The sequence below is a fragment of the Algibacter sp. genome (assembly GCF_049667265.1).
In the GTDB taxonomy this organism is placed as follows: Bacteria; Bacteroidota; Bacteroidia; order Flavobacteriales; family Flavobacteriaceae; genus Algibacter_B.
Genome location: NZ_JBATHX010000461.1, coordinates 1 through 5,944, shown reverse-complemented (window position 1 = coordinate 5,944; position 5,944 = coordinate 1). Strand labels below are relative to the sequence as shown.

7 protein-coding genes are annotated in these 5,944 nt (G+C 30.9%); 1 reads left to right on the top strand and 6 read right to left on the bottom strand.

Translation table 11 applies throughout. From position 1 onward, the window contains the following. Positions 1-225 precede the first annotated feature (225 nt). Positions 226-525 carry a rubredoxin gene (locus tag WBN21_RS15955; protein ID WP_424202028.1) on the top strand — a complete coding sequence of 100 codons (300 nt, stop codon included), beginning with the start codon at positions 226-228 and terminating at the stop codon, positions 523-525. 34 nt (positions 526-559) lie between these two features. On the opposite strand, the gene WBN21_RS15950 is transcribed toward WBN21_RS15955, so the two are convergent. From WBN21_RS15950 to WBN21_RS15925, 6 genes are all read right to left on the bottom strand, one after another. Then, positions 560-1,219, bottom strand: a complete 660-nt coding sequence (locus tag WBN21_RS15950) for a Crp/Fnr family transcriptional regulator (RefSeq protein ID WP_424202026.1) — start codon at positions 1,217-1,219, stop codon at positions 560-562. Positions 1,220-1,341: 122 nt separating this feature from the next. Beyond that, complete coding sequence (locus tag WBN21_RS15945) at positions 1,342-2,394, bottom strand: porin (protein WP_424202024.1); 1,053 nt, start codon at positions 2,392-2,394, stop codon at positions 1,342-1,344. Positions 2,395-2,418: 24 nt separating this feature from the next. Beyond that, positions 2,419-3,426 carry a rhodanese-like domain-containing protein gene (locus WBN21_RS15940; protein ID WP_424202023.1) on the bottom strand — a complete coding sequence of 336 codons (1,008 nt, stop codon included), beginning with the start codon at positions 3,424-3,426 and terminating at the stop codon, positions 2,419-2,421. Positions 3,427-3,460: 34 nt separating this feature from the next. After that, on the bottom strand, positions 3,461-4,438 hold the full coding sequence (locus WBN21_RS15935) for a rhodanese-like domain-containing protein (RefSeq protein WP_424202021.1): 978 nt from the start codon (positions 4,436-4,438) through the stop codon (positions 3,461-3,463). 377 nt (positions 4,439-4,815) lie between these two features. Then, positions 4,816-5,469 carry a Crp/Fnr family transcriptional regulator gene (locus WBN21_RS15930; protein ID WP_424202019.1) on the bottom strand — a complete coding sequence of 218 codons (654 nt, stop codon included), beginning with the start codon at positions 5,467-5,469 and terminating at the stop codon, positions 4,816-4,818. 64 nt (positions 5,470-5,533) lie between these two features. Beyond that, the coding region (locus WBN21_RS15925) for a hypothetical protein (RefSeq protein ID WP_424202017.1) at positions 5,534-5,944 on the bottom strand (411 nt) is incomplete at its 5' end.

The window sequence follows — 5,944 nt, the reverse complement described above, 5'->3', positions numbered from 1 at the left end:
TGTATAGTATTCTCAACTTAATGTTTTAATAAAAATTATAGATCCCATGTCACCAAATAAAATAACAAAAAATCCAAATAAAGATTACAAATACGGATTTAGAGGCCATTTGAACTCAAATTTTTCCAATCGCAATTTAGACAAGAGCACAAATCCATCTGATACAAAAATTACAGAAACCGACTCTAGTTTCCATTTTGAATTAAAAATACCCAAGAATATATTATGCATGTGCATGATGTAGATAAGGTAGAATTGCCAGGTCTATTAATGGAATTAAGCCATTTATATTTCGAGCAATTAGGAACCGAAAGAGAGGTTGATGTTAAAACAGTAGTAAAAGAAACTACTGAGGAAGAAGTATACCAATGTTCTGATTGTATGACTATGTACAACGAAATTTATGGAGATATTACGCAAAACATCCCACCAAAAACAACTTTTGAAAGCCTTCCAGAAACCTATGAATGTTCACTCTGTGAAGCGCCAAAGAGTAGTTTTAAGAAGAAGGTTTTAGTGAAATAAATTAGGTCTAAATTTTTGAGTCTAAATAAAAAAATTATTCATAAAACTCCAAAACTTTAATGCTGTTTCTGGTTGAATAAATTTTACCTTCATCATGTAATTGTTTTAAAAGTCTTGTAATAACAACTCTGGAGGTATTTAAATCATTTGCAATTTCTTGATGTGTTATTTCAAGATCAATATCATGATTGATTTTTACTTTATCCGTTAAGTATTTAAATACCCTTTCGTTCATTTTTAAAAAAGCTAAACTATCAATAGATTCAACCATTTCTATCAATCTAAAATGATAGCTATCAATAATAAAATGACGCCAAGATTGGTATTTTACCAACCATTCATCTATATTATCAACTGGTAAAAAAACAGCTTCGATATCCTTATCTACAATACCTTTAAAAATACTTTTTTTCTTGTTTATGCAGTTTACAAATGAAATGGCGCATGTATCGCCACGCTCTAAAAAGTAAAGGACTAATTCCTCACCCTCTTTCTCCTTTCGGATAATTTTCACAATACCATCAAGTATTAATGGAATATGCGTCATATCATCACCAATATCAACTAAAAGTTCACCACTTTTAATTCTATCAAAATACCCAACTTTAATTATTTCATCGATTAACTCATCCTCAAAAATATTAGAGTAATAATCATTTAATTTTTCTCTTAAAATAATTTCTTGTTTATTCACTTTGTTGAAAGCTAAATTATTAAGTAAAGATAACCATGTAGAATACAAAACCTCATGACATTTGTCATGAGGTTTTGTTTAAAAACTAAAAATTAATATAATGAAAGGAAGTAATTATTAAATTAGAATTTGATTTGCATTTGGGCTAATAAAGCATCGTCTTTAACATCAACAACGGTTTGAATATTAGCTTGATAATTGAGTTGAAATCTTACTTTTTCGTTAAAGAAATAGTTAACACCAAGGGTCATTCTTTCTTGATAGCTTCCGTCGTCTTTATTATCTAAATCTGGATCAAAGAATTCATATTTAAATACAGGTTGGAGTTTCTCGTCTACATTGTACGAAGCCATTAAGTAAGCACCATCTCTTTTTTCTCCAAGAGCAACAGGTGTTGCACCACAGCCGCCAGTTGTTCCTAAAAAGTAAGCACCTTCGTCATAAATATACTCACCTTGCACATTTAGTTTATCTAATTCAACTAGAAACTCTCCACCAAAAGTTGTACGGTCGTCAGCGTTATTGTTTGGTATTGGATAACCATATCTAAAACTACCACCAACTGTTAAAAAATCAGTTAGTTTGTACGTAGCTCTACCAATAAAGTCTTTTTTAGTGTTTCCATCTGAACTTCCTAATCCTGTGCCATTCATTAAAGCTACCCAATAGTTAAATTTGGTATACTTGTTTCCGCCTAAAACCATAAGTCCCATATCTCTTTGAGGCGCAACTAATTGGTCTGCCACAATGGATCTATCAATAGTTGTTAATGAGTGACAAGGTGTTGCTACATCCAAACTAAAAGGTTGTTTAAATGAACCTACAGAGACTTTAGCCCAGTTGTATTTAGTATAAGATATAAATGCATCCATTAAGTACGCATCTCCGGAACTTCCAATAAACGGACTCGTTTCAAGCATGAAATAGTACGAGAAATCACCGTGAATTTTACCTAAAACACCTATTCTAGCTCTTTTGAACTTAAAGGTATTCTGTTGGTCTCCATCAGTAAAATTATAATCATACTGAGGTTGTACGTATCCAAATATTTTAACGCTTGGACTACTTATAGAATCATTACCTCCTGGTTCATCACCTTCACAGCCTTGTGCGAAAACTTGATTTGCCTGGAAAAGAAACATAAGAGCAAACAGTATATATATATTGTTTTTCATAATTATTTTATTTAGTATTTTTAATTAATTAGAGAAAACAGGATAATCCTTAGGTACCGATGAACTCCATTTATTTGATGACCATACAGGGTTAGAGTTGTACAAGCCGTTCATTCCAAATTTTAAGCTGGCAGCATTGTAACCTAATACTCTTAAAGTTGCTGTTATTACTGCAGATGTTTGTCCTGTATAGCAATATGTTACAAGCGTATTGGCATCTGGGTCAAGACTTAAATAAGTGTCGTCTGCGAGTGTAAAAGGAAGTATTCTATTAGCGGTATTAATATGACCAAACCCTAAATAATCTGTTTCACTAAAGTAGTTGTTGATAAAATAGTTTCCTGGGTTACCTAATACATCTGTTCCATTTACACCTTGGAAACCCAAGGCTAAAACAGCCTCAACTCTTTCTTTAAGAATGGCTTCACCATCAGTTAATAAGGTAGTGATTACAGGGTCTGAATAAGTTACAGTAGAAGGCGCTGCGGTATATGACCAATTATTACTGGTTGCTGCAGGGTTTCCTGTAATTGCATTATTCCATGAACCTGCAGTTGCTGAATTCCAACTGGACATTCCCCATTTTAAAGCTCTTGTATCAGGATACCCATACATACGTAATAGGGCAGTTGCATAACACGCTGTTTGGCCAGTATAGCAAACTACTAAAATTGGTTTAGTTGCATTGGCTGCATCTGTTAAAATATCACCAAGAGCCACATTTTTAGCACCATTTACATGAGCAGATAAAAAGTCGGTATTACTTCTAATATCCATAATGTAATACGAATCAAGGAATGCGTCAACTTCTACTGCTGTGGCTGGTGCAGATGTAACAAATTTACCAAATGAATTCGTGTCTATTTGGCCTATATCTAGATCGTTAGCTACCATATACTCTTTCATTAGAGTAAATTTAGGAGTTGTAACACCAACAATACCATCTGCTGGATCGTCACCTCTATCGCAAGAAGTAAGGAATAATGTAGGAATCAATAATAATCCTATAAAAAATAATGATGATTTTTTCATGACTTATATATTTAATGTTATTTGAAATTGGTTTTTATTCTATGACTGGAAACATGTTAATTTCTTTTTTTGTAAACGCATCTCCGCCTTTTTCTTTTAGTAAATCATTCATAAAGCTATTTTCTCCATATGCTAAATTTCCGGTATTATATCCTAAAACATTTAAGTAAGCTACTATGTAGGCTGCTTTTTGACCAGTTGCTTCATAGACTACAATTTTTTGATCTGTAGGAAGTGTGAGTAAATCTTTAGTTAAGGATGCGTTTGGAGTATAATGCAGAGTTCCTGGTATGTGTCCCTCACATTTTTCTTGATCCCAATAATTTACTATATAGTAGTTTTCTGGAGCATCAAAAACATCTAATGATTTTATGATAAATTCATTATAAGGCGTTGCGAAAAATGTTTCTAATCTTGCTCTTAAAATGTCTTTTGCTTCTGTTTTTCCAGTATTTAAAGTTGGATGTATTCCTAATTCTGGTTTTGCTTTCTCAATAGTTTCTAGTTTGGTGGCAAAATCATTTTTAATGTTCTTGTTCCAAGAATTTTCAGCAAAATCTTCTCTCCAAGAGCTCATTCCCCATTTCATACTAAAAACATTATCATAGCCTGAAAGTCTTAACAAACTTGAGTAATAGGCTGCAGATTGTCCCGAGTAACATACCATTACTATTTTATCGTAATCTGATGGGTTGATGGTGTTTTCAAAGTAAGTCAATAGATTTTCTGATTCTACATTAGCTGCATCTTTAATATGACCATACTCAAACCAGCTTTCGTTTCTTATATCTATAATATGGTATTTAGGGTTTTTAAGGTTTTTCTTAACCTCATCAGACATAATTATGGGTAACTCACCTGAAATAAAATTGCTGTTAGTTTCAAGATAATTTAATAGAATTTCAAATTCGTTAGGTGGATTTGAATTGGAGTTATCCAAATTTGTGAAACTGCTAAAAAATAAAATAGCAGAAATAAAAATTGTGATTAAAAATACTGAAGATTTTTTCATGATATTAACATTTAAAATTGTAAAATATTACTTGCTTTATTAGGGATAAAATTATAATTGAAGAGGGTGTTTTTTTATGATTTATATCATCTTTACTTAATACATAACCAGTAAACACAGTATCATTTGTTACATGGTTATGTAACAAATGTTACAAAGAAAAAAAAGTGTTTTTAAGTTCGAATTGAAGAAATAAAATATTGATTTTCAATATGTTAGAATGTATTTTTATTTACTCGATTTGGTTTAAAAAAATGAATTAACCAACTTTGCAGGTAACATTTGTTTGTAAAAATTTAAACGTAGAAATTATTTAGTTTTTATTCAAAAAAGACACTTGAAAAAACGTCAAATTTCAGAATTTACTAGTTCAGATTTTATGAAATGGAGACATGTATTTTACCTCTATCAAGTTTAATTTTTCCGTCATTTTCTAGACTTTTTAAAATTCTAGAAATGACAACTCTAGAAGTATTAAAATCGTTGGCTATTTCTTGATGTGTAATTAATAAATCTTCGCTATGTCTAATTTTAGCCTGATTGGAAAGGTATTTGTTGAGACGACTTTCAAGTTTAAAAAAAGCTAATTCTTTTATTACACCTAGCATTTCCTCAAGCCTATTATGATAACTATCAATAATAAAAACGCGCCAAGTTTTATACTTAATCATCCATTCTTCAATTTTATTAACCGGAAACATGATGCATTCAATCTCGTCTTCAGCTGTAGCTCGAAACATGCTTTTGCTTCTATGAATACAATTTATGAATGAAATGGCACAAGTATCGCCTTCTTCTAAATAGTAAAGTAGAATTTCATTCTCGTGACTGTCATCTCTTGAGATTTTAACAAGCCCCTTTATAATTAATGGAATATGAGTCATTTCTAATCCGATATCAATTAAAATATCGTTTTTGGTATACGTTTTATAGGTTCCATTTTCTGCTATTTCATCAATCAACTTTTTCTCAAAAGCATCATTAAAATGTAAGTGTAGTTGTTCCTTTATAAAAGCTATGTTTTTTTTCATTTTGATTTGATTTACAGCAAGTAAACTTCAAATGATTCAAACCTTGATTTTTTTTTATTGGAAATTAGCAACCGCCTTCAACTGGCGTTTTCTTTTTCTTTTTAATTGGAATTACCACTTTAGGAGCAGGCACTACTTTGGGTTTTGGTATTGTTTTAATTTTGGCTAGTCTCATAGCTTCTGCTTGCTTATTAACAGATTCTTGTATAAAGGCACCAACATCTGCTTTTGATGTTTCAATATCACTATTATTTGTAATTAATCTATTTTGATCATAACCTATTTCTGTTGATAATAGTTTAATATTATCATACCCTAATTGATATAGAAGTAAAAAAGGTAAATTGGTTTCTTGAGGGTTTGTTCCAAATAAAATGACTGTTTTATTAGAGTTTTTTAATTCTTTAAAAACATTTAAATTGTCTTCTTCTAAAAAATCTGGCGTGTGGATATTTATAGCATTTTTTAAGCTACC

Excerpts from the sequence above, each read along its gene's own strand:
- WBN21_RS15955 (WP_424202028.1), top strand. The coding sequence starts at position 226 with ATGCATGTGCATGATGTAGATAAGGTAGAATTGCCAGGTCTATTAATG.
- WBN21_RS15930 (WP_424202019.1), bottom strand. The coding sequence starts at position 5,469 with ATGAAAAAAAACATAGCTTTTATAAAGGAACAACTACACTTACATTTT.
- WBN21_RS15940 (WP_424202023.1), bottom strand. The coding sequence starts at position 3,426 with ATGAAAAAATCATCATTATTTTTTATAGGATTATTATTGATTCCTACA.
- WBN21_RS15945 (WP_424202024.1), bottom strand. The coding sequence starts at position 2,394 with ATGAAAAACAATATATATATACTGTTTGCTCTTATGTTTCTTTTCCAG.
- WBN21_RS15935 (WP_424202021.1), bottom strand. The coding sequence starts at position 4,438 with ATGAAAAAATCTTCAGTATTTTTAATCACAATTTTTATTTCTGCTATT.